The following is a 21,950-nucleotide window of genomic DNA, read 5'->3' as shown; positions in this document are numbered from 1 at the left end:
AATTTGCTGCATTGCAACACGCCTGCAATGTCGATCACTTCCGTGCGATTTTCAATCACGGAATGGTGAATGGCGAAGAAAAATTGAATGAGGCCGGTTTTCCGGGGCTTTGGCGGCCCGCGGGGGCCTTCAGTCGCGGCCGGCGTGGGCCTTCAGGCGGCGTTCGATCACGAAAGCTGCGATCCCGACCCAGCCGACAAGGATAATCGCATAGCCCCGCTCCCACCAGCCGACATTGGCGTCGTTGACCGTTCCGGGCAGCACCAGATGGTAGGTGAAGGCGGTCAGGACGGCCATGGCCACGAAGACCACGGCCAGGAAGATCTTCAGCCGCTTCATGTCGACATGGCTCCATAGGCCCCAGAGCAGCAGCAGGGGCGCCAGCTGGATGCCGAGGCCCAGGTTGATGGCCATGTGCCGGGGGTCGGGCCACGGATAGAGGCTGGAGGCGGCCAGGCCGATGCCCGCCAGGGTGAAGACCACGGCGGTCAGGCCCGCGACGAACCAGCGCTCGGTCAGGGCGTGGATGGCCAGGCCGAAGCCGACCCCCGCGGCGATGCACATCGCGCCGGCGATGAAGACGCCGCCGTTGAAGATCAGAGGCATGGGAGCCGAGGCGCCGCCCAGCTCGCTGAGATACTGGCGCGCGTGATCGAAGCCCGGCCAGGTCGCCACGCCGATCAGGACCGCAGTCAGGGCCAGCACCGGCGCGCCCATGCCGATCATCAGCAGCCGGCGGCGGCGATGGTAGCGGGGGCGTCCGACGGGGGCGGGGAAGGGCTTGAGACCCCACAGCGGCCGGATCAGGGGAATGCGGCGCACGACCTCGTAGATCAGCAGGCTGACTCCGAAGGTGACGCCGACCAGGCAAGCGGCCTCGAGCGGGGCGGGCAGGTTCGCGGGGCGGATAAACCAGACCGCCACGACCAGCACCGTCTGGTGCGCGAGATAGAGGGGAAAGGTGGCGTCCACCAGATAGGGCAGGGCGGGGCCGGGCGTCTTGCGCAGATAGCGGCTGCCGTAGCCGAGGATGGCGGTGATCACCGCCCACTGGTCGATGGCGAAGACGACCGCGCGCGGCACGCCGAACCAGGTCCCGCCGCCGGGGTGGGCCGCCTGCCACATCATGATCGGCAGGGCGATCAGGGCCACGATCAGCGACAGGTGCCGGCGGCGCTCCAGCTCGGCCCAGACGCCCTGATGCCCGACGATCAGGAAGCCGAACAGGAAGGCCCCCAGCGACAGGAAGTGATTGTAGAAGTCCCACGTCAGCTTGTTGGTGATGCCGAAGATCGGGAACAGCACGATGCGGATCACGATCAGATAGACCAGCGGCACGACCAGGATGCGCCAGCCCGCTGTGTTGCGGACCAGCCAGGCCTCGGCCCGGGCCATCAGGGCCGGGCGGGTCATCAGGGCCACGGCGACCAGGCTGTAGACCGCGATATAGACGATGAACCACAGGTGGTTGACCGGCACGCCGTCGGCCAGGCCGGCCGGGCCGAACTCGTGCCACAGCCAGTCGGCGAAGTTTCCGGTGAAGCCGCCCTTGTCCAAGGCCTCGACCCAGGACTGGATCGGCACCAGCACCAGGGCGCCGAACAGCAGGGGCGGAATCAGCCGCTCGGCCCGCGCCTTCAGGGTCTGGGCCGCCGTCCGCCGCGCGGTCATGAAACGCAGCGCCGCGCCGGACACCAGGAACAGCAGCGTCAGCCGCCACGGATTGGTCAGCAGCAGCGCTTCATGCAGCCAGGGGAAGGTGTGGGCGCTGTGGATGTGCCAGTCGTACGGCGCATAGACCAGGGCCACATGGTACAGGATCAGCAGGCCGAAGGCGCTGACCCGGATCCAGTCCAGGTCGTTGCGGCGCATGCTCGGGGAAGGGCTGTCTGACACGCGGGCGTCTATGGTCGAGGGCGAGGCCCCTGTCCATGACGGGCGCGCTTTTGACGCGTCGCTCCGGAAGAGCCTAACGTCGCTCAATAAACCAGTGAGGGAGGGATTCGCTTGGCTGTCGCCATCGCCGTGACCCGCGAGCGCCGTGAAGGCGAGACGCGTTGCGCCGTCACTCCGGAAACGGTCAGGAAGCTGATCGCGCTGGGCGCGACCGTGACCGTCGAAGCCGGTACGGGCGCCGGCTCCTCCATTCCCGACGCGGACTACGAAGCCGCCGGCGCCGTCGTGGCCAAGGACACCAAGGCCGTGCTGTCCGGCGCCGATCTGGTGCTGAAGGTGCGCGGGCCGACGGCGCAGGAGACCAGCGCCCTGAAGCCCGGCGCGGTCGTCGCCGCCATGCTGGACGCCTATCGCGAGAAGGACACGGTGCAGGCGCTGGCCCAGGCGGGCGTGACGGCCTTCGCCATGGAGTTCGTGCCGCGCATCACCCGGGCTCAGGTGATGGACGTGCTGTCGTCCCAGGCCAACCTGGCCGGTTATCGCGCCGTGATCGAGGCGGCCTACGCCTACGGCAAGGGTTTCCCAATGATGATGACGGCGGCGGGCACGGTCGCCGCGGCCAAGGTCTTCATCATGGGCGCGGGCGTCGCGGGTCTGCAGGCCGTCGCCACCGCCCGGCGTCTGGGCGCGGTGGTCACCGCCACCGACGTGCGCCCGGCGTCCAAGGAACAGGTCGAGAGCCTCGGGGCCAAGTTCGTCGCCGTCGAGGACGAGGAGTTCAAGGCCGCCGAGACCGCCGCCGGCTACGCCAAGCCGATGTCGCCGGAGTATCAGGCCAAGCAGGCCGAACTGACGGCCTCGCACATCGTCAAGCAGGACATCGTCATCACCACCGCCCTGATCCCCGGCCGCCCCGCGCCGCGGCTGGTCACGGCGGCGCACGTGGCCTCGATGAAGCCGGGCTCGGTCATCGTCGACCTGGCCATCGACAACGGCGGCAACGTCGAGGGCGCCAAGCTGGGCGAGGTCGTCACCACGTCGAACGGCGTCCAGATCGTCGGCTGGTCCAACCTGCCGGGCCGCATCGCCGCGGACGCCTCGGCCCTCTACGCCCGCAACCTGGTCGCCTTCGTCGGCCTGATGATCAAGGACGGCGTCCTGGCGATCGACCTGGAGGACGAGATCCTCAAGGCCTCGGTGGTCACCAACGGCGGGGCCGTTGTGCATGAGGGGGTGAAGGGATGAGCGGAAAGACTGTCAGCGCGACCCGCATCCTGACTGGTTTCGCGGCGGCTGCGATGGCGATCGGTGTAATCCTGATCGTTATCAAGTGGGTGTTGGCGGGGGTCGAGTTCGTCGGAGGACCGCTTTTGCGTGTTCCAGACGGATTGTTGCAGAGCGGCGTGCCACTGACGATCGTCGGATGGGTGATGCTGATGCTCTTGAGAGCTCGCAGCGAGAAGGAGCAAGGCTGATGGAACATGTCGATCCCACCATCTTCCGGCTGGCCATCTTCGTGCTGGCGATCTTCGTCGGCTACTACGTCGTCTGGTCGGTGACGCCGGCGCTGCATACGCCGCTGATGGCCGTGACCAACGCCATCTCCTCGGTGATCGTCGTCGGTGGCCTGATCGCGGCGGCGGCGGCGTCCAGCGGCGACGGCTGGATCGCCAAGGGCGCCGGTGTGGCCGCCGTGACCCTGGCCAGCGTCAACATCTTCGGCGGCTTCATGGTCACGCGGCGCATGCTGGCCATGTACCGCAAGAAGGAAAAGCCCAAGGCCGCGGAGCCCGCCGCCTCGTGACCTTCGACGCCCACACGCTCGCCTTTGGAATCTCGCTAGTCGGACTGGCGGTCGGGGTGGGCCTGTGGGTGCGTTCGATCTTCGAGAAGACGCCGCTGCGCCGCCTGCGCCAAGTGGACTGCGGCACGGTGCTGGTCTTCTCATCCATTCTGCTGCGCTTCGTCGGCCAGACGAAGCCGCTGGGCATCATCGAATGGGCGCTGGCCCTGATCTCGCCCCTGTTCGTGGCGGCGGCGCTGTGGCGGCTGTCGCGCACGGCCTGCCCGCCGTCGGGAGCGGGCCGATGAGGGCGCTGACGCTGATCGCCGTGGCCGCCATCGCCCTGGCCGCGCCCGCCGCGGCGCAGACCTATGTCGGCGAGAATATCGAGGGCGGGCTGCATTGGTCGGTCTCGGCGCCCGGAGGGGCGTCGTGGCGGCTGAATTGCCGCTTCCCGCCGGTGACCTATTACCGCAACAACTATGACCGGGAAGCCTGGATCAACCAGCTGACCGACGAGGGCTCCGGGCCGTCCCGGGGTCGCATGCCGCTGGACACCGGGCATTGCCGGGTGACCAAGACGGGCGGCGAGGGGCCGGTGGCCATCGCCGTCGGCCGTCCGGGCAAGGTCGAGACCGCCGTCGCGCGCGCCGTCGGAGAATCGGCGACGGCGGGACTGTTCTGATGACGAGTGGGGGAACGGAATGAACGCATCCATCGCGGCCCTGGCCTATTTGGTCTCCGGGGTCCTGTTCATCCTGTCGCTGCGCGGGCTTTCGAGTCCCGAGACCAGCCGGCGTGGCAATACCTTCGGCATGATCGGCATGGCGCTGGCCGTCGGCGTGACCCTGCTGACGCTGTGGGCCAGCAAGGCCATGGATCCGCTGACCCTGGGCCTGATCGCGGGCGGCGTGGTCATCGGCGGCGGCGCGGGCGCCCTGATCGCGGGCCGGGTCCAGATGACCCAGATGCCCCAGCTGGTGGCCGCCTTCCACAGCCTGGTCGGCATGGCCGCCTGTCTGGTCGCGGTGGGCGCGGTCTACGCCCCGGACAGCTTCGGCATCGCCACGGCGGCGGGCGGCATCAAGACCCTGTCGATCATCGAGCTGAGCCTCGGCGTCGCCATCGGCGCCGTCACCTTCACCGGTTCGGTGATCGCCTTCGCCAAGCTGAACGGCAACATGAGCGGCGCGCCGATCATCCTGCCCGCCCGGCACCTGATCAACATCGCCCTGGCCCTGGGCCTGGTCCTGCTGATCGGCGTCATGATCGGCTCGGGCGGCACGGCGACCTGGGCCTTCTGGGGCGTGTTCGCCATCGCCCTGATCCTGGGCGCGACCCTGATCATCCCCATCGGCGGCGCGGACATGCCGGTGGTGGTGTCGATGCTCAACTCCTACTCCGGCTGGGCCGCGGCGGCGCTGGGCTTCACGCTGGAGAACATCGCCCTGATCATCACCGGGGCGCTGGTCGGAAGCTCGGGCGCCATCCTCAGCTACATCATGTGCAAGGGCATGAACCGCAGCTTCATCAGCGTCATCCTGGGCGGCTTCGGCGGCGGGGACGCGGCGGCGGGCCCGGGCGGCGCGGTCGAGACGCGGCCGGTCAAGCAGGGCTCGGCCGAGGACGCGGCCTTCATCATGAAGAACGCCTCCAAGGTCATCATCGTGCCCGGCTACGGCATGGCGGTGGCCCAAGCCCAGCACGCCCTGCGCGAGATGGCCGACAAGCTGAAGGAGGAGGGGGTCGAGGTGAAATACGCCATCCACCCCGTCGCCGGCCGCATGCCCGGTCACATGAACGTCCTGCTGGCCGAGGCCAACGTCCCCTATGACGAGGTGTTCGAGCTGGAGGACATCAACTCCGAGTTCGGCAGCTGCGACGTGGCCTTCGTCATCGGCGCCAACGACGTCACCAATCCGGCGGCCAAGACCGACCCGACCAGCGCCATCTACGGCATGCCGATCCTGGACGTGGAGAAGGCCGGCACCGTGCTGTTCATCAAGCGCGGCATGGCGGCCGGCTATGCCGGTGTCGAGAACGAACTCTTCTTCCGCGACAACACCATGATGCTGTTCGCCGACGCCAAGAAGATGGTCGAAGGGATCGTGAAGAGCCTCTAGGCCCTGCTCATTCCGCGCCGTCGGAACCCAGAACCACGTTGACGATGGCCATCCAGGCGCGGTCATCCGCCAGTTCGGGATTATAGGTTCGGGCGACGAAGAGCCCCAGAAGCGTCATGTAGAGCCCCCGCGCGGCGACGTCGGCGACGTCGGCCGGGCGGCCTAGCCGTTCAAGTTCCGCGGCGATGTAGGCGATGCGGCTGGCGTCAACGCGCCGCATGGTGACTCGCGCCGAGTCATCGACGGCGGCCCAGGCCCGCAGGGCGTTTTCAGCTTTCGCCGCATCGACGCCGTGCACCAGTCGGTCCATCGCCTGCAGGGCGACATTGCGGAGGCGATCGGCGGCGTCCGGGATATCCCAGGCGTTGGCGATCAGCTGATCGGTGAGATCCGTCTCCCACAGGGTCAGCAGATCGGCGAGCAGGTCGTGACGGTCCTTGAAGTGCCAGTAGAACGATCCCCGGCTGACCCGGAGACTCTTCGCCAGCCGGTCGATCTTCACCGCGTCCACGCCGCCTTCCGCCAACGCACCGAGCCCCGCCAGTGTCCAATCTGTTCGGGTCAGGGAGATCTGGGGGGCTGTCATTCGCCAACCATACACCACTGTATTGACAGCTGCCAACCGGGCGACCATACAGAAGTGTATGGAGGTGAAGGCATGACACTTTATCGGCTGGGTTGCTTCGGCCTGATCGGGCTGGGCCTCCTTCATCTCGGTGTGCTTGGTCTGGATGCGTTCAGCTATGCGGGAGATCTGGCGAGGGGCCGGTTGTGGTCCTGGGAGCACTGGGGACCGCTGGCTGGGCAGCGCCCGGAGTTGGTCGCCGGCGGCTTCGCGTTCTGGTCCACGATCGGCAGTTTCGCGGTCCCGGTCATGGGACTGGGAGCGCTTCTGGTCGATCTTGATCGACGCGGCGTGCTTGTGCCGCGCGGGGTGTTCATCGGCCTGGGAGTATGGTTGCTGGTCTGCTCGGCCCTGATGCCGCCCAGCGGTTTTCCGTTCGCGCTGGCGGTGATCGCCGCACTGATTTTCGCAAGGCAGGGCGGGACGCGGTGGCCTGTAGCGGGAAGCGCCGTCCGGAGGTAGGCTCGCAACCGGAGGGATGTCTCATGGCCAGCGAACCCAAGACCCGCCCCACCGACGTCCCTGTCGCCGACTTCATCGCCGCCGTCGAAAACCCGCGTCGTCGGGCCGACGCCGAGGTGGTGCAGGCGTTGATGGCCGAGGCCTCGGGCGAGCCCGCCGTGATGTGGGGGCCGTCGATCATCGGCTACGGCAGCTATCGCGGCGCGACCGGCGACTGGCCGATCATCGGCTTCTCGCCGCGCAAGGCGAACCTGGTCCTCTATGTCGCGCGGGACTTCGATGGAGTGGACGACGTGCTGGCGCGGCTGGGCAAGCACAAGGCCAGCGTGGGCTGCCTGTATGTGAACCGGCTGGATGATCTGGACCCGGCGGTGTTGCGCGAACTGGTGCAGCGGTCGGTGGCGTGGATGCGGGCCAAAGCCCCCGGCGCCGGGGGCTGCTGACAAGCCCCTATCGCGCGCCAGCGGGCGGCGCTAACACGCGCCCGTGAACACGCCTGCTCAACCCGCCAACGCCGCCCACCACCGCTTCGAGGCGCTGGATTCCCTGCGCGGGGTCTGCGCCATCCTGGTCGTCATGTTCCACATGCCGGTGGCCAGTCATTGGCGCGACTGGGGCCTGATCCAGCACGGCTATCTGTTCGTCGACTATTTCTTCGTCCTGTCGGGCTTCGTCATCGCCCATGCCTATGCCGCGCGGCTGAAGACGACGCGGGACGCCGGGCGGTTCATGGTGCGGCGGCTGGGCCGGGTCTGGCCCCTGCATGTCCTCATGCTGGCGGCCTTCATCGGGCTGGAGCTGCTGCGGCTGTGGACCCATTTCGACAGCGTGACCCCGTTCGCGCGCGACCGCTCGGTCGAGTCGATCTTCACCAACCTGCTGCTGGTCCAGGCCTACAACCTGCATGGCTTCCTGACCTGGAACGGCCCGGCCTGGACGCTGAGCGTCGAGGTCGGCTGCTATGTCGTCTTCGCCGCCCTGGTGCTGGCCCTCCCGCGCGGCTGGCGCTGGGTCGGGGCGGTGCTGGCGGTGATCGGCGGGATCATGGTGCTGACCCTGGCTCCGCGCTGGATGAACACCACCCACGACCTGGCCTTCCCGAGGGCGGTGTACGGCTTCTTCCTGGGGTGCCTGCTGCAGGGAGCCTGGACCCGGATCCCGCGCCTGAAGGGCGGGGCGGCGACGGCGCTGGAGATCGCGACCGTGCTGGCGGTCTGCGCCTTCATCGGCTTCGCCACGGGGCCGGTGACGGTGCTGGTGACCCTGCTGTTCGTGTTCGCGGTCTGGGTCTTCGCGGGCGAGGAGGGCGCCCTGTCGCGCCTGCTGGACGCCAAGCCTCTGGTCACCCTCGGGCGGTGGTCCTTCGCCATCTACATGGTGCACATGTTCGTGCTGGTGGTCATACTGATCATCGGCCGCAAGCTGGACTGGCTGCCCGGCGGACGACGCATCGACTTCGGCTCGCCGTGGCTGAACGACCTGTTCGCCATCGCCCTGTTCGGCCTGATCGTGGTCCTGGCCGTGCTGGCGCATCGCCTGGTGGAAGCGCCGGCCCAACGTCTGATCGACCGCTGGACCAAGCCGAAGGCGGCCTGAGCCGTCCTCAGGCGGCCATGCGGAAGTCGGCGGCGGGATCGAAGACCGGGCGGGCCTCGTCCCACAGCGCGTCCTCGTCGGCGTAGCGGGCCGACGAGCGGGCGTCGATCACGTCGATCACCTGTTCTTCCAGACGGTCCCAGATGACGGCCAGGCCGGCTTCGGCCTCGCACGGAACGATCAGGTAGCGGCTGGCGGCGATCTGGGCGGCGGGGGCGAAGGCGCGGGCCATTTGGAAACTCCGTGAAGCGGTGTCGCTGTCGATGATTGTGTCGTAAGACAGCGTTGCGTCATTTTTGGACGTATGGTTTCTGGCGCTCATGAGATTCGACAAGGCGGCCATGGTTCTGGACCTCGCGCGGCGGATGGCGGCCAGCGCCGAAGGCCTGACGCTTGAGGACATGATGCGTGAGACCGACAGCGCCCGGCGGACCGCCGAGCGGCTGCGCGACGCCGTGCTGGTGCTGTTTCCCCAGACCGAGGAGGTCTCGGACCCGCCCTACAAGCGCTGGCGCATCCGCGGCGGCCTGTCGGCCTTCGAACAGGCCCCGACGGCCGAGGAACTGGTCGAGCTCAGCAAGGCGGCGCAGGGGCTGCGCGCCACCGGCGAACCGTCCCGGGCCAATTCGCTGGAAGGGCTGGAACGCAAGCTGAAGTCGGCGGTGCGCTCGACCACCCTGAACCGGCTGGCCCCGGATCTCGAGGCGCTGGTGCGGGCCGAGACCCTGGCCGTGCAGGCCGGGCCGCGCGCCTCGGCCGACGAGGTGGTGCTGGCGGAGGTGCGGCGGGCCGTGCTGGCCGGCCAGCCCCTGGGTTTCATCTACAGCCGTCCGGGCGCCGAGGCGCGGCGCCGCGTCATGACCCCCTGCGGCCTGATGTTCGGTCGCGCCAACTACTTGGTCGCCGCCGAGCCGGACGGCGGGGCCATCAAGACCTTCCGTCTGGACCGGATGAGCGCGGTCAAGGCCGAGCCGGGCGTGGCCACGCCCCCCGCCGACTTCGACCTGCAGGTCTTCGCGGGCCAATCCTTCGGCATCTATCAGGACGCGATCGAGGACGTGGTGCTGAAGATCACGCCGGAAGGGGCGCCGGAGGCCCGGGGCTGGCGCTGGCACCCGACCCAGGACGTCGAGGACCAGCCGGACGGCTCGGTCGTGGTCCGCTTCCGCGCCTCGGGCATGCGCGAACTGGCCTGGCACCTGTTCACCTGGGGCGAGCAGGTGGAGATCATCCAGCCGGCCCGGCTGAAGGCCGTGATGGCCGGGGAGCTGGCCTCGGCCCAGCGCGCCCTTTCACGGTCCCAAGCGTGACCAAAACTTAAGCTGACGCTTGCCGCGGCGACGGGGCAGGGTGCGCTTGAACAGGGGAACGCCGAATGCGTCTGACCACCATGGCCGCCATCGCGGCGCTGACCTTCGGCCTGACCGCCTGCGCCACCGCCGGCGGCGCGCCCGCCTCCGCTGTCGCCGAAGCCGCCGCGCCGCAGGTGACCGTGACCCGCGACGGCGACCGCTGGACCGCCGACTACGTCCTGCCGTCCGACGCCCCGGTCTGGGCCTTCATCCGCTCGGCGCTGGACATCGACGGCCGCGGGTCGTGGCGGCCGGTCCAGTGGACCATCGAGACGCCGGGCGTGATCCTGGAGCGGCAGGGCCATCTCGACATCTTGCGCGCCACGGGCGGCGGCGCCGTGCCGCGCCGCATCCGGATCGTGATGCGTCCGGCCTCGCAGAACCTGCAGGCCGACTACAACCCGGCCATCGTCTTCACCGACGGCTCGGCGGCGCTCTACAGCGGCCATTTCGACGTCTTCCCCCTGGCCTCCGTTGAAGCGGCCCGCGCCCTGCCGGAGGACCTCAACGAGGCGGAGTTCGAGAGCCAGGACGCCGTCATCCGCTGGCGCGACAGGGCTGGACCGGTGCTGATCAACGGTGAGCGGCGGGCCGAGGCGACCTCAAGCGGCCAGGGGACCTATGTCCTGTTCGGTCAGATGGCGCTGGTCGACAGCCCGCGCCTGGCCACCGTGATCGATCCGCAGCTTCCCGGCTGGATCAGCGCCGAGATCGCCGGCTTCGCCCCCCGCATGGCCGAGTACTACGCCCGGCGCCTGGGACCAGGCCAGACCGACAAGCCCACCATCATGGTCGGCTGGGACGGCCCGACGCCCGGCATGACCAGCATGGGCGGCAGCGTCCTGCCCGGCCTGATCATCATGGCCTTCCAGGGCACGGGCGTGATGGAGCCGACCAAGCCGATGAGCGACCGCGCCCGCTGGTTCATCGGTCATGAGAGCGCGCATTTCTGGCTGGGTCAGACCGTGCGCTACGAGGCCCGGCGCGACGCCTGGATCACGGAAGGCGGGGCGGACCTGAGCGCCATCCGCGCCTCCGCGGCCCTCGATCCGACCTTCGACACGATGCGGGAGCTGCAGAAGGAGGTCGACGACTGCGCCCAGCTCGCCGACGAGCCGGTCGTGTCGGCCGCTCAGCGGGGCGAGCACCGCGCCAACTACGCCTGCGGGGCCGTGTTCGCGATGGCCGCCGAGGGCGCGCAGAAGCAGGCGACCGGCGGCGACTGGTTCGACTTCCTCAAGCCCCTGATCGACGCCAACCGCGAGGACGGCGTCCTGACCCGGGAAGAGTGGCTGAACGCCCTGGTGCAGGTCTCCGGCGATCCGGACGTCCGGCGCGAGATCGACGCGCTGCTGGATACCGGCGCGCCTGACCCCTCGATCCTGATCGCCCGCCTGTTCGACCGAACGGGCGTGACCTACCGGATGGAGGCCGGGCGCATCGTCCTGCTTCAGTAGCGCGCCCTGACGGTGACGCCGATCGTGCGCTCGTCGCCCGGATTGCCGATGACGAGGCCCGAGTTGCCGGTCTGGACGCTGACGAACTGGAGATACTCCTCGTCCAGGGCGTTCTTGACGAAGACGGACGCCTCCCAGCCGTTGTCGGACCGGAAGCCGGCGCGCAGGTTCAGCAGGCCGTAGCCCTCGATCTCGGTGTAGCGGGATACGGCGGCGTCCGAGTTATAGGTCGAGCGATAGCTGGCGTCGGTGCCGGCGAAGACCTCGCCCGACAGACCCAGGACCGAGCCGGGTCCATGCAGTTCGCCGCCGAAGGCCAGCGCCCACGGCGAGACGCCGGGCAGTTCCTTGCCGCTGAGATCGCAGGCGGCGGTGGAGGCCCCGATCAGCTCCAGCGGGCAGGGCCCGTTCCTGAATGACGTGTACTCCCCGTCGGTCCAGGCCACATTGGCGTAGAGATCGAGGAATTCGTTGGGATGGGCGGTCAGGTCCAGTTCGACGCCCCGAATCTCGACCTTCTCGACATTGGCCAGATAGCCGCGCAATGCGCCGGGGCCGGCGTCAACAACATTGGCCTGGAAGTCCGTGATGTCGGTGTAGTAGGCGGCGAGGTTGGCGGTCAGGCGCCGGTCGAAGGCCTGGGTCTTCAGGCCCAGCTCCCAGGTGGTGACCTCTTCGGGCCGGACCTCGGCGGCGGTCAGGGCGGGCAGGCCGGCGGCCGTCGTGGGAAGGCCGGACATGTTGATGCCGCCCGACTTGAAGCCTTTCGCGTAGCTCAAATAGGGCAGGATGTCGGGCGTGACCTCGTAGGAGATCGCCAACTGCCCCGACCAGCTGCCTTCCGAAATCTCGGCTGAGTAGTTCTGCGGGCGCTGGATGCCGAGGCGGCGGGAGATCAGGGTGGGGTCGGCCGTGACCAGCCCGCCAGAGACGGACAGATCATAGACGCCGGACTTGTCTTCCCGGGTGTAGCGCAGGCCGGGCGTGATCCTGAGCCGGTCGTTGACGTTCCAGGTCAGCTGGCCGAAGGCGGCGTAGCTGGTGGTCTCGATCGCCGAGACGTTGATCGCGGTGTAGCCCTCCAGCAAGGCGGCCGGGGTACCCGCGGCCAGCAGCCAGTAGGAGGCGTCGCTGCCGTACTGGGTGATGCCGTTGGTCGTGACGGTCTGGTTGAAGTAATAAAGGCCCCCGACCCAGTCGATCGTGTTCTCGCCCACCGAAGACAGGCGGAATTCCTGGCTGGTCTGGTCCTGGTGCGACGGATTGTTGGACTTCCTGAGGATGTCGAGACCGGTGTAGTCGCGGTCGTTCGCGGGCTCCCAATCCCACTCGCGATAGGCGCTGATCGAGGTCAGCAGCACGTCGCCGAAATCATAGTCGACGATCACGGACCCGCCCGCCTGCCACTGGTCGGCCTGAATGTCGTCGTCGATGTCGACCAGCCGATCGTAGGGATTGGTGCTGGGGGGCGTGTAGCCGCGGCCGCCGGCCAGCGCCGGGTATTGCGACCCGGCGGGCTTCAGGGTCGTGCCGACGCCGACGTACACCTGGGTGCAGCACTCCAGGAGCTGGCGGTTCCAGTCGCCATAGGCGCGCACGGTCAGCTGCGGCGTCGGCATCCACAGAAGCTGGCCGCGCACGGCGAAACTGTTCTGGTCGTTCTGATCGCGGCCGACGCGGACGTTCTGCAAGGCGCCGTCGCGGCGGGTCGAGACGATCGACAGGCGTCCGGCCAGGACCTCGTCGATGATGGGTCCGGTGATCGAGGCCTTGGCCTGGACGAAGCTGAGGTTTCCGACCGTGACCTCGGCCGTGCCGCTGGGCGTGAAGGCGGCGTCGCGGGTGGTGATGTTCAGGGCGCCGGCGGTGGTGTTCTTGCCGAACAGGGTGCCCTGGGGGCCGCGCAGGATCTCGATCTGCTCCAGATCGACGAAGTCGAGCGTCGCGGTGGCCGGGCGGGCGTAATAGACCTGATCGACATAGATGCCGACGCCCTGTTCCAGACCGTCATTGGCCAGGCCGTAGCTGGCCCCGATGCCGCGGATGGTGATGGCGGTATTGCGCGGGTTTGACGACAGCAGCTGAACGCTGGGCGCCTGCTGGGTCAGCTGGCCGATATTGTAGGTGTTGGTGTCGTCCAGCTGTTCGCCGCCGATGACGGTCAGGGCGATCGGAACCTCTTGGGCGCGTTCCTCGCGCCGCCGGGCCGTGACGACGAGGTCGCCGAGCTGGGCGACGCTGGGGGTCTGGGTCTGTGGCGCGCCGGCCGGGTCCTCCGCCTGGACCGCGGTGGCGCCGCAGCCGAGGACGAGCGCCAGCGCGCCGGTTCGCAGCAATCGTTGTTTGGTCATGACTATCCCCAGCCGTGCAGATTAACTGCAAGCTGATGGATGCATTGATCAGCGCCAAACGGGATTTCCTGTGGTCTGGCGTTAGATTTTCTACGCTATGCCGATCAGGCCGTCACGAACGGCCACGGGCTGACCGACTTCGACCAGTCGTCCACCGCCGGCGCGCGATCGACCGGCGGGGCGGCCCGTTCGGCGCAGGGGTGGCGGTGGCACAGGCGGCAGGCGGGGCCGATCGGCGTCACCTCCGGCGCCGCCAGATCAAGGCCGCGGGCATGGATCAGGCGCCGCGCGTGCTTCAGCTCGCAGCCCAGGCCGATGGCCAGGTCGTGCCCCTCGGTGAAGGCGTCGCGGCCCTGGCGCTCGACGGTGCGGGCCAGGGTGAACCAGCGCTGGCCGTCGGGCGTCTCGATGATCTGGGTGACGATCCGGCCCGGGGTGCGGAAGGCCGAGTGCAGCCGCCAGCGCGGGCAGGCCCCGCCGAAGCGCGAAAAGGGGAAGGCGCCCGAGGCGAAGCGCTTGGAGATGTTGCCCGCCTGATCGACCCGCATCAGGAAGAAGGGCACGCCGCGCGCGGACGGGCGGGACAGGGTGGTCAGCCGGTGCGCCGCCTGTTCGAAGCTGACCCCGAAGCGCGCCTCCAGCCGGGCGATGTCGTAGCCGTTGGCCTCCGCCGCCGCGTGGAAGGCGGCGTAGGGCATCAGGATGGCGGCGGCCAGGGTGTTGGTCAGGGCGACCTTCAGCACCCGCCGGGTGGCCTCGTCGGGCATGTCGGTGGACGCCGCCAGCGCGGTCAGTTCGGCGTCATGCTCGGCCAGGGCCAGCTGGAAGGCGACGGCGAAGGCGCGCGAGGAGGGGCCCAGGGTCTCGGACAGGTGCAGCCGCTTGCGGTGCGGGTCGTAGCGGCGGGTCCACTCCACCATCACATCGTCGGGCAGGGTGCGCACGGTCAGGCCGTGGCGCGCCATCAGCCGGGCGCGGGCGCGGGTCTCGAAGGTCTCGCCGGGGCTGTCGGCCTCCAGCGCGGCGGCCAGCGCCTCGCCCAGGGCGTCCAGGTCGGGAAAGTGGTTCTGGCGCGCCTGCACATAGTCGCGCACCCGGTCGGCGGGAGTCTCGTCGCCTCCACCGCCGCCGATGTCGGCCTCGGCCCGGTCGCGGGCGCGGCGGTCGCTGAAGGCGCGGTACAGGCGCAGCACGGCGTCGGCCACGGCGGGCTGGTCCTCGGCCAGCTGGACGATCTCGTGCCGGGGCACAGCCAGTCCGTTGAAGACCGGATCGGCGAAGGCCTCAGACAGGGTCGCCTCGGACGCCGGCCCGCCGGACTGCCCCAGCGCCCGCAGGTCCACGTCATAGGTCTCGGCCAGACGCAGCAGCAGCTGGGCCGAGACGGGGCGCTGGTTGCGTTCGATGTGGTTCAGATAGCTGGGCGAGACGCCCAGATCGCCGGCCATGGCCGTCTGGGTCAGGCCCAGATCCCGCCGCAGCCGCTTGAGGCGGCCGCCCAGGAACAGCTTGCGGTCGGCGGTGTCCATGACCGCACGATGTCACAAAATGACTTAACATCAAGTGTCATATCGTGACTCAATGACGCGATATGTCCGCCTTGGCGTGTATCGTTTGTGACTGACGCGTGTTCCTCTGCCCGTGACCCGCCGCGCATCGACGGCCCACTGGACAGAGACCGACCATGACCACCTTCGCCGATCTGGTTCCTTCGCCCTCCGGCCGCTTCGACGGCATCGAACGCCCCTATACGCCGGAGGACGTCCTGCGCCTGCGCGGCTCGGTGCCGATCACCCATACGCTGGCCGAGCGCGGCGCCAACCGCCTGTGGGAGCTGCTGCACACCGAGCCCTTCATCAACGCCCTGGGCGCCGTCACCGGCAACCAGGCCATGCAAATGGTCCGCGCGGGGCTGAAGGCCATCTATCTGTCGGGCTGGCAGGTCGCCGCCGACGCCAACACCGCCGGGGCCATGTATCCGGACCAGTCGCTGTACCCGGCCAACGCCGCGCCCGAGCTGTGCCGCCGCATCAACCGCACCCTGCAGCGCGCCGACCAGATCGAACACGCCGAGGGCGGGGCCAAGCGCGACTGGTTCGTGCCCATCGTCGCCGACGCCGAAGCCGGTTTCGGCGGGCCGCTGAACAGCTTCGAGATCATGAAGGCCTTCATCGAGGCCGGCGCCGCCGGCGTCCACTTCGAGGACCAGCTGGCGTCCGAGAAGAAGTGCGGCCACCTGGGCGGCAAGGTCCTGATCCCGACCCAGGCGCATGAGCGCAACCTGGTCGCCGCCCGCCTGGCCGCCGACGTCATGGGCACGCCCACGATCACGGTCGCCCGCACCGACGCCGAAAGCGCCCAGCTGATCACCTCGGACATCGACGAGCGCGACCAGCCCTTCGTCGACCGCGACAACCGCACGCCCGAGGGCTTCTTCCGACTGAAGGAGGGGACGGGACTGGATCACTGCATCGCGCGCGGCCTCAGCTACGCCAAGATCGCCGACGTGCTGTGGTGGGAGACCTCCCACCCCGATCTGGACGACGCCAAGCGGTTCGCCGAGGCGATCCAGAAGGAGCATCCGAACAAGCTGATGGCCTACAACTGCTCGCCCTCCTTCAATTGGAAGGCCAAGCTGGACGACGCCACGATCGCCAAGTTCCAGCGCGAGCTGGGGGCCATGGGCTACAAGTTCCAGTTCGTGACCCTGGCGGGCTTCCACAGCCTGAACAACGGCATGTTCGAGCTGGCGGACGGCTACCGCGACCGCGGCATGGCGGCCTATTCCGAGCTGCAGCAGCGCGAGTTCGCCAACGAGGCCCGCGGCTACACCGCCACCCGTCACCAGCGCGAGGTCGGCACCGGCTACTTCGACCAGGTGGCCACCGTCATCTCGAACGGCCAGTCGTCGACCACGGCGCTGAAGGACTCCACCGAAACCGCGCAGTTCGTCGCGGCCGAATAACCAGGAGAGACCCCATGGAACCGCTGAAAACCACCTCGGCCATCATCGACTTCTGCTTGGCCCCGCTGACCCTGGACACCCAGACCGAGGCCGAGCGCGAGGTCCGGCGCCGGCTGGAGCATGTGCTCAAGACCTTCCGGTCCAAGATCGCCCAGCCGGTCGCCGTCGACTTCTCGACGATGCCCTCGCAGGTGATCAACGAAGCCGCCCACGGCTACGAATAGCCCCGGGCGAAAGCGGTCGCCGCCGGATCAGGCGGCGATCGCGGCCTGGGCGGCGCGGGGCAGGGAGATGACCAGCTCCAGCAGTTCGCCGGCGTCGAAGGGCTTGGCCAGGTGCCGGTCCGCGCCGGCGCCTTCCGCCGAGGCGATATGCTCGGGCAGGGCGTTGGCGGTCAGCATGATCACCGGCGTGCGCGGCAGGCCCATCGCGGCCTCGTGCAGGCGGATCTCGCGGGTCGCGGTCAGCCCGTCCATGACCGGCATCTGCATGTCCATCAGGATCAGGTCGTAGTCGCCGTCCCGCACCGCGTTCAGCGCCAGCGAGCCGTCTTCGACCGAGGTCAGGTCGATGTCGGCCTGGGCCAGGATCATCTCCACGACCTTGCGGTTCACCGGGTGGTCGTCGGCCAGCAGCACGCGCAGGCGGCGGTCGTCGCCGGCGGCCAGGGCCGAGCCGGAGGCCGCGACCGTGGCGGGCGCTTCGGCCTTGTGCATCGGAATGGTCAGCATGAAGGACGAGCCGCCGCCGGGCTCGCTCTCACAGTCCAGCTCGCCGCCCATCATCTCGGCCAGCTGACGCGAGATGGCCAGGCCCAGGCCCGAACCGCCGAACTTGCGGGTAATGGCGCCGTCGGCCTGCTCGAAGCGGCTGAACAGGCGGGTGCGGGTCTCGCTGTCGAAGCCGATGCCCGTGTCCTCGATCGAGAAGCGCAGGGTCGGCTGGCCGGCGCGCACGGGGCCGGGGGCGGCGGTCAGGCAGACGAAGCCCTCGCCGGTGAACTTGACCGAGTTGGAGACCAGGTTGGTCAGGATCTGCTTCAGGCGCACCACGTCGCCGGCGACCCAGCAATCCACCTCGGGGTCGATCTCGACGAAGAACTGCAGCCCCTTCTCGCGGGCCGAGGTCTCGTACAGCTGGGCGGCTTCGCGTACGGCGCGGCCCAGGTCGAAGGCCTCCTCGGACAGCTCCAGGCGGCCGGATTCGACGCGGGCCAGGTCGAGGATGTCGCTCAGCAGGACCTGCAGCGTCTGGCCCGACGACTGGATCAGGTCCAGCATCTCGCGCTGCTGGGCCGACAGGTCGGTGTTGGCCAGCGCCTGGGCCACGCCGATGACGCCGTTCAGGGGCGTGCGGATCTCGTGGCTCATATTGGCCAGGAACTGGCTCTTGGCGCCGTTGGCCTGTTCGGCCGCGTCGCGGGCGTCCGACAGGGCGCGGGCGTCGCGCTTCAGCTCGGTGATGTCGGTGCAGATGGTGACGGTGCCGCCCGCCACGGTGCGGCGGTCGGAAACGCGCAGCCAGTTGTCGCCCGAGATGTGCTGCTCCATCGTGGTCGACAGGGCCGCGCGGGTGGCCATCCGCTCCGCGATCCACGCGTCTTCACGGCCCAGGGCGTTGGCGTAGAGACCTTCGTCCAGACCGATCTGGACGATCTCGCGGAAGGTCATGCCCTTCTGCAGCGTCGTCGCCAGCCCGGGGTTCACCTCGGCGTAGCGGGTGTTCCACAGGACCAGACGGTCGTTGGCGTCATAGAAGGCCAGGCCGTCGGGCATGGCTTCGATGGCCTGGCGCAGTTGGCCCAGGGCGCTGGCCCGGGACAGCCACCACATCCAGACGGCGGCGCCGGCGATGGAGGCGATGCCCAGCACCATCGCGGCGATGACGCTGATCATGATCCCGCCGGACAGCGACCAGGCGGTGTTGTCGACCGCGAAGTGCGGCTCCAGGGTCATGGCGCTCATGGAGCCGAAATGCAGGATGACGACCGAGATCGCGCCGCAGGCGCCGGCGGCGAAGCGGAGCCAGGCGGGGCGTCCGTGCAGGAAGGCGGCGCTGCCGGCGGCCAGGGCGATGGCGGCGGCGATGGAGGCGCCTACCAGGTCCGGGCTCCACAGGATCAGGCCGGGCAGCTGCATGGCGGCGACGCCGAGGAAGTGCATGGCGGCGACGCCCGAGATCGCCAGCGCGGCGCCGAGCGCGCGGTACACCGGGCCGGGCCGATAGAGCGCGACCATGCAGGCCAGACCGATGCTGGCGAAGGCCATGAAGAACGAGCTGATGGTGGACCAGACGGCGTAGCGGACCTCGCCGCCCGCGTCATAGCCCTGCATCGCCAGGAAGTGGGTCGAGAAGACCGCCAGGCCGCCGGTGAAGGCCGCCAGCAGGGCGGTGTTGCGGCGGCGCGGGCCGACCGCTTCGCGGGCGCGGCCCAGCAGCTGGTACGCCGTGCCCACGCCGAAGACGCAGATCAGACCGGCGGCCAGCGTCCAGCGCCAGTCGTGCTGGAAGGCGATGCAGTAGAGTATGCGGTCCAAGGCGGCCCCTTTCGGTCGGGGACTATCCTGGAAAGGGGTGAAGAAAGCGTGGGCATATGTACGGTGAACGACCGTCAGGCCGGGGCGGACACCGTCATTTCGAACGCCTGGCCCATAACCTTGACCGGATTGACCTGACGGTCGCCGCGGCGGACCTCGAAATGCAGGTGGGGGCCGGTCGAGCGGCCGGTCGAGCCGACCAGGCCGATGCGCTGGCCCGGAGCGACCACGTCGCCGCTGGCGACGTCGATCCGGCTCAGGTGGCCGTAAAGGCTGCTCATGCCGTTGGGATGCCGGACCTCGATGAAGCGGCCGTAGCCGTCGGCGTCATAGCCGGTGCGCAGGACGCGGCCCTCGGCGGCGACGCTGACGCTGGTGCCGGTCGGGGCGGCGATGTCGACGCCCTCGTGACGGCGGGCCTGCTGGCCGGGAAGGCGACGCATGCCGAAGGCCGAGTTGACGGCGAAGCCGCGCAGGGGTTCGCCGAAGGCGATGACGCGGGTCACGGGCCCCGCCGGAGACGCCACGGCGGTGACCGGGGGAAGCTCGGGCACGGCGAAGGCCTCGTCCGACGCGGGCGTCGGGGTCAGCGGCGCGGCGGCCATGGCGAGGACGGCCACGGCGCCGAGGGCGGCGGCCTGACCGGAATGGAGAAGGAACGACCGGGCGGTCGGCAACAGGCGTCGCATGGGCGGCGTCGGCTCCGTCTTCGGCTCGGATGAGCGGGGAGAAGGGCGCAGCGGGCGCGCCATGTCCGCAGCGCGACCGGGCGTCTGCGCCTCGGGAAGACGGACAGATAGGCAGGGGGCCGGGCGACTTTGGGGCGGCGGGGGGCGGCAGGTCGTCGCAGGCGTGCAACGAAAAGGGCGCGCAGCCTTCGCCGCGCGCCCCTCTGTCGATCCCTGGGAGGCCTACTGCAGCGAGATGCGGTAGGTCAGCGCGCCCACATGGCTGTCGGCGTGGTCGCCGAAGCGGCCGCGGTAGCCGAAGGTCAGCTTGCCCGGGCCCATGTCGGCCTCGACGCCGGCCGAGGCCAGGATCGAGCCGCCGAACGGATCCTCGACCTCACGCTCCAGGATCTGGGCGGGGTTGCCCAGGATGCCGACGCGGACGCCGTCGCTGCTGTCGCCGAACGAGTCGCGGTAGCCGCCCTCGATGTAGAAGCCCAGGCCCTCGCCGCCGCCTTCGGCGCGCAGCGAGACCTCGGCCGCGGCGGCCTGGACCGTGCGGTCCTGATAGGCGTACTGGGCCGCGACGCCCTCTTCGCTATAGGCGTTCACGTCGGTCGAACCCCAGCTGACGGCCGCGCGGGGCGACAGGGCGATGCCGCCCATGTCGAACCACAGGCCGCCCTGGACGCGGGCGCCGACGCTGCCGCCGTTGGTCTCGCCCGTGTGGACGATCGGGGCCAGCGAGGTCTGGCGGGTGATGTCGTCATAGTTGTCGATCGACCCGCCCGCGGCGGCGCCGAGGAACATGTTGCCCGACCGCCAGCCGGCCCAGGCGTCGAAGGCGTAGGTCTCGACGTCAAAGCCCATGGCGCCGGCCTCGACGTCGGCGGTCCGGAAGGTTCCGGCGATGCCGAAGCGCAGGCTTTCGGAGGCCACGTGATTGATGGCGACGCGGCCGCCCCAGCCGGTGGCCTTGGATGAGGCCACGGAGCCGCGGGCGTCGCTCTCGACGCTGTCGGCGACGACGCCGAAGGACATGTGGGTGCCCGGTTCCCACGCGCCGCGGCCGGCGAAGGCCTCGGTGGACAGGTCCAGCAGATCCTCGCGCTGGCGGAAGGCGGTCTCGGCCTGCACGGCGGCCTGGGAGCCGAGATCGCCGTAGTACAGGTAGTCATTGGCCAGGCGGGCGATCAGGCGATGGCCGGCGGCCGTCGGGTGGACGCCGTCCCAGTACAGGTAGCCGTCCGGGTTGGCGCAGACCGTCACGCCGTTGAGGCAGCTGTTGGTGGCGTTCGTCAGGCCGAAGCGGCCCGGGTTGGCGGCCAGCGGATCGCTGATCTTGTACAGGTCCATCAGGATGATGTTGGTGTTCGGCTGCGCGGCCGCGGTCACCATCAGGCGGCTCAGCAGGGCGCTGTTGAACGTGGTTCCCGAATAGTCGGCCAGGGCCGCGCCGCTGGGCCCGGTCGCCGAGAACTGCGGCGTGATGCCGAGGCGCGGCAGGTTGGTCACCAGGATGGTGCCGGCGCCGGCGGTGGCGATGCTGTTGACGATGAAGTTGATGTCGGTGGCGGCCGAGGTGGCGACCGACTGCATGACGCTCTGGGCCGTGGAGGGGCTGGCCGCGGCGCCGGGGAAGGCCTGGAAGATGTTGTTGGCGCCGCCCAGGACGCTGACCAGGTCATTGCGTCCGAAGGTGCCGCCGGCGCCGGTGTAGGCCAGCAGCTGGTTGCGCATGCCGGGGGGCGAGGCGGCCGAGTCGGTGCGGGCCCCGCCGAAGGCGTAGTTGACGCTGCCGGTCACCGGCGCGCCGGCGGTGAAGCGCCCGGCGTTGAAGCCCAGCAGCTCGGTGAAGACCGGCCCGTTCGAGAAGCGGCCCTGGAAATAGGGCGGGGACAGCGGCTGCGTGCCGCCGCTGACGGCGTACAGGTTGCCGTTGTCGCTCAGGCTGTCGCCGAAGACGACGAGGCGGTTGTAGGTCTGGGCGCTGGCCGCCGAGGCCGCGCCCATGGCGGCGACCGCCAACGCGGCGACGGCCGCGCTACGCAGGAAACGAGACATTGGTTTTCCTCCCTCGGCCGTCAGGGTGCGACCGTTGACCGCACTCTGCGCCCGTTTTCCGGGTACGCAAG

21 protein-coding genes are annotated in these 21,950 nt (G+C 69.3%); 13 read left to right on the top strand and 8 right to left on the bottom strand.

What is annotated here, in order from left to right:
* Positions 1-129 precede the first annotated feature (129 nt).
* A complete protein-coding gene (locus AC3WRV_RS13035) occupies positions 130-1,872 on the bottom strand; it encodes an acyltransferase family protein (protein ID WP_492313578.1) in 1,743 nt (580 codons plus the stop codon).
* Between the two features lie 135 nt (positions 1,873-2,007).
* Here AC3WRV_RS13035 and AC3WRV_RS13030 point away from each other — a divergent pair, with 135 nt between their 5' ends.
* From AC3WRV_RS13030 to AC3WRV_RS13005, 6 genes are read left to right on the top strand one after another with little or no spacing between them, the layout of a single operon-like run.
* The gene (locus AC3WRV_RS13030) at positions 2,008-3,141 is read left to right on the top strand and encodes a Re/Si-specific NAD(P)(+) transhydrogenase subunit alpha (protein WP_492313577.1); all 1,134 of its coding nucleotides are present in this window, start codon (positions 2,008-2,010) and stop codon (positions 3,139-3,141) included.
* Positions 3,138-3,371 carry a hypothetical protein gene (locus tag AC3WRV_RS13025; protein WP_492313576.1) on the top strand — a complete coding sequence of 78 codons (234 nt, stop codon included), beginning with the start codon at positions 3,138-3,140 and terminating at the stop codon, positions 3,369-3,371. Before AC3WRV_RS13030 ends, AC3WRV_RS13025 begins: the two co-directional genes overlap by 4 nt.
* Complete coding sequence (locus tag AC3WRV_RS13020) at positions 3,371-3,700, top strand: NAD(P) transhydrogenase subunit alpha part 2 (protein WP_492313575.1); 330 nt, start codon at positions 3,371-3,373, stop codon at positions 3,698-3,700. Before AC3WRV_RS13025 ends, AC3WRV_RS13020 begins: the two co-directional genes overlap by 1 nt.
* A complete protein-coding gene (locus tag AC3WRV_RS13015) occupies positions 3,697-3,987 on the top strand; it encodes a hypothetical protein (protein ID WP_492313574.1) in 291 nt (96 codons plus the stop codon). The genes AC3WRV_RS13020 and AC3WRV_RS13015 overlap by 4 nt, the downstream gene beginning before the upstream one ends.
* Complete coding sequence (locus AC3WRV_RS13010) at positions 3,984-4,364, top strand: hypothetical protein (RefSeq protein WP_492313573.1); 381 nt, start codon at positions 3,984-3,986, stop codon at positions 4,362-4,364. The genes AC3WRV_RS13015 and AC3WRV_RS13010 overlap by 4 nt, the downstream gene beginning before the upstream one ends.
* Positions 4,365-4,383: 19 nt before the next feature.
* Positions 4,384-5,802: an NAD(P)(+) transhydrogenase (Re/Si-specific) subunit beta gene (locus tag AC3WRV_RS13005; protein ID WP_291840900.1), complete on the top strand. Its 1,419-nt coding sequence runs from the start codon at positions 4,384-4,386 to the stop codon at positions 5,800-5,802.
* A gap of 7 nt (positions 5,803-5,809) precedes the next feature.
* On the opposite strand, the gene AC3WRV_RS13000 is transcribed toward AC3WRV_RS13005, so the two are convergent.
* Entirely contained in the window at positions 5,810-6,388 is a 579-nt protein-coding gene (locus AC3WRV_RS13000) for a TetR/AcrR family transcriptional regulator (protein ID WP_492313572.1), read from the bottom strand.
* A 72-nt stretch (positions 6,389-6,460) separates the two neighbouring features.
* On the opposite strand from AC3WRV_RS13000, the gene AC3WRV_RS12995 reads away from it, so the two are divergent.
* The 3 genes from AC3WRV_RS12995 to AC3WRV_RS12985 are packed head-to-tail and all read left to right on the top strand — an operon-like array spanning position 6,461 to position 8,485.
* Positions 6,461-6,889, top strand: a complete 429-nt coding sequence (locus AC3WRV_RS12995) for a hypothetical protein (RefSeq protein WP_492313571.1) — start codon at positions 6,461-6,463, stop codon at positions 6,887-6,889.
* Between the two features lie 23 nt (positions 6,890-6,912).
* The gene (locus AC3WRV_RS12990) at positions 6,913-7,332 is read left to right on the top strand and encodes a DUF1801 domain-containing protein (RefSeq protein ID WP_492313570.1); all 420 of its coding nucleotides are present in this window, start codon (positions 6,913-6,915) and stop codon (positions 7,330-7,332) included.
* 43 nt (positions 7,333-7,375) lie between these two features.
* A complete protein-coding gene (locus tag AC3WRV_RS12985; RefSeq protein WP_492313569.1) occupies positions 7,376-8,485 on the top strand; it encodes an acyltransferase family protein in 1,110 nt (369 codons plus the stop codon).
* Positions 8,486-8,492: 7 nt separating this feature from the next.
* On the opposite strand, the gene AC3WRV_RS12980 is transcribed toward AC3WRV_RS12985, so the two are convergent.
* A complete protein-coding gene (locus AC3WRV_RS12980; protein WP_291840617.1) occupies positions 8,493-8,717 on the bottom strand; it encodes a hypothetical protein in 225 nt (74 codons plus the stop codon).
* An 88-nt stretch (positions 8,718-8,805) separates the two neighbouring features.
* Here AC3WRV_RS12980 and AC3WRV_RS12975 point away from each other — a divergent pair, with 88 nt between their 5' ends.
* On the top strand, positions 8,806-9,795 hold the full coding sequence (locus AC3WRV_RS12975; protein ID WP_492313568.1) for a helix-turn-helix transcriptional regulator: 990 nt from the start codon (positions 8,806-8,808) through the stop codon (positions 9,793-9,795).
* 65 nt (positions 9,796-9,860) lie between these two features.
* Positions 9,861-11,294 (top strand): hypothetical protein, encoded by a 1,434-nt coding sequence (locus AC3WRV_RS12970; RefSeq protein ID WP_492313567.1) that lies wholly within the window; start codon positions 9,861-9,863, stop codon positions 11,292-11,294.
* On the opposite strand, the gene AC3WRV_RS12965 is transcribed toward AC3WRV_RS12970, so the two are convergent.
* Together AC3WRV_RS12965 and AC3WRV_RS12960 are read right to left on the bottom strand one after the other, a co-directional pair.
* Positions 11,288-13,645: a TonB-dependent receptor gene (locus tag AC3WRV_RS12965; RefSeq protein ID WP_492313566.1), complete on the bottom strand. Its 2,358-nt coding sequence runs from the start codon at positions 13,643-13,645 to the stop codon at positions 11,288-11,290. The two genes, AC3WRV_RS12970 and AC3WRV_RS12965, sit on opposite strands and share 7 nt — an antisense overlap.
* Before the next feature lie 104 nt (positions 13,646-13,749).
* Positions 13,750-15,174, bottom strand: a complete 1,425-nt coding sequence (locus AC3WRV_RS12960) for a helix-turn-helix domain-containing protein (RefSeq protein WP_492313565.1) — start codon at positions 15,172-15,174, stop codon at positions 13,750-13,752.
* A 155-nt stretch (positions 15,175-15,329) separates the two neighbouring features.
* On the opposite strand from AC3WRV_RS12960, the gene aceA reads away from it, so the two are divergent.
* Entirely contained in the window at positions 15,330-16,610 is a 1,281-nt protein-coding gene (gene aceA / locus AC3WRV_RS12955) for an isocitrate lyase (RefSeq protein WP_492313564.1), read from the top strand.
* Positions 16,611-16,624: 14 nt separating this feature from the next.
* On the top strand, positions 16,625-16,834 hold the full coding sequence (locus AC3WRV_RS12950; RefSeq protein ID WP_291837271.1) for a hypothetical protein: 210 nt from the start codon (positions 16,625-16,627) through the stop codon (positions 16,832-16,834).
* A 27-nt stretch (positions 16,835-16,861) separates the two neighbouring features.
* Here AC3WRV_RS12950 and AC3WRV_RS12945 read toward each other — a convergent pair whose 3' ends face one another.
* From AC3WRV_RS12945 to AC3WRV_RS12935, 3 genes are all read right to left on the bottom strand, one after another.
* Positions 16,862-19,147: an ATP-binding protein gene (locus tag AC3WRV_RS12945; protein ID WP_291837269.1), complete on the bottom strand. Its 2,286-nt coding sequence runs from the start codon at positions 19,145-19,147 to the stop codon at positions 16,862-16,864.
* Between the two features lie 74 nt (positions 19,148-19,221).
* Positions 19,222-19,836: a M23 family metallopeptidase gene (locus AC3WRV_RS12940; protein WP_492313563.1), complete on the bottom strand. Its 615-nt coding sequence runs from the start codon at positions 19,834-19,836 to the stop codon at positions 19,222-19,224.
* 222 nt (positions 19,837-20,058) lie between these two features.
* Positions 20,059-21,879: an SGNH/GDSL hydrolase family protein gene (locus tag AC3WRV_RS12935; protein ID WP_492313562.1), complete on the bottom strand. Its 1,821-nt coding sequence runs from the start codon at positions 21,877-21,879 to the stop codon at positions 20,059-20,061.
* Positions 21,880-21,950 lie beyond the last annotated feature (71 nt).

The sequence above is a fragment of the Brevundimonas sp. EU05-FHT14B11 genome, assembly GCF_058790835.1.
Note: the sequence above shows the minus strand (reverse complement) of the source record. Positions and strands in the feature narration are given on the sequence as shown.